We start from the raw sequence: 1,097 nt of genomic DNA, 5'->3' as shown, positions 1-1,097 counted from the left end.
ACGTTGGCGGCATCTTCGACCGTGTCAAACACCTCATCAGCCGGACGTTCCAGGCCATAGACGACGAACCCACCGACCGCGCAATCACTCATTACGTTAAACTTGTTGAGGTCGGGGAACCAGTCAGCAAAACGGCAGTCAGGCAATTCAACGGTCCCGCAAACGGTCGTCTTGTGAAGGAGGTCTTCCAAACTATCATCTGGCTTTAGGTCTTCAGTAGCGCGGAAGCCAAGTTCCACCTCAAGCAGTGGATCCATTGTTTGCTTTTTAAGTGACAGAAGTGCGGGTGAAGGAAGAAAGTGACTGTCGACTTGTTGGCCATATAGTGGACAGTCAGAATCAAACATATCCTGCGTTTCCTTACTCGTCAGTGAGACCTTGTATCCACCAGTCGGAAGTTTTTTAAGGGCGGCGAACCGGTCCTGCACTGCGTATGCCGTGTCATCATCTGTTACAACGCCATCCCAGTCGGCCATCTTTAATGGCTGGTGGCTTTGGTAGGCGTTAAAAAGTGCTTGAGCGAATGATTCTTGTTTTGCGTTTAAGGTAACATTTTCTTTAGTCATAATATCCTCCATAGAGGTCAGTCGCTGTTACCTTTTTGGGGAGTCAACCCTACGATTCGTTAACGACGACTGACTTCTTTTTTCGTTTAAATTTATATTTTTCTAATGTTTTATTAATGTTAATAATGTCGCTGTCTGACATGTTCATCACCACCTTAAATGTTTAGTAAAACGCGAAAAGCGTCCTTTTTAACTCGCTAACTAAGAGTTAAAAAGGACGCTTTTAAACGTGGTACCACCTTTCTTTACGGCTAAAAGCCGCCTTAACCAACATCCGATAAATGGATATTAGTCGGCACGATAATGGGTGCTACCAGTACGTTCTACTTGAAAAGTCGTTCGACATACAACTCACGAGTGATTAGCTAAGTACCACTTCCTACTGATTCACACCACCCATCAGCTCTCTGCAATCAGTGATACTCGCTGTTCTCGATCAACGTCGTTTATTTGTTTCAATTGATTGTTTGTAGAATATCATCTGTTTATGAGAAAATCAAGGATAAAATTAAAATAATATGAGAAAGATGC

At 43.5% G+C, this 1,097-nt stretch carries 1 protein-coding gene and 1 other annotated feature; the gene reads right to left on the bottom strand.

Going from position 1 to position 1,097, the window contains the following annotated elements; all coding sequences use genetic code 11:
* The coding region (locus tag QOS01_RS10350) for a 2-keto-4-pentenoate hydratase (protein WP_283622262.1) at window positions 1-566 on the bottom strand (566 nt) is incomplete at its 3' end.
* 210 nt (window positions 567-776) lie between these two features.
* Window positions 777-1,015, bottom strand: a binding site (T-box leader).
* Window positions 1,016-1,097 lie beyond the last annotated feature (82 nt).

Origin of the sequence: Limosilactobacillus avium (assembly GCF_947381485.1) — a bacterium.
Taxonomy (GTDB): Bacteria; Bacillota; Bacilli; order Lactobacillales; family Lactobacillaceae; genus Limosilactobacillus; species Limosilactobacillus avium.
Note: the sequence above shows the minus strand (reverse complement) of the source record. Positions and strands in the feature narration are given on the sequence as shown.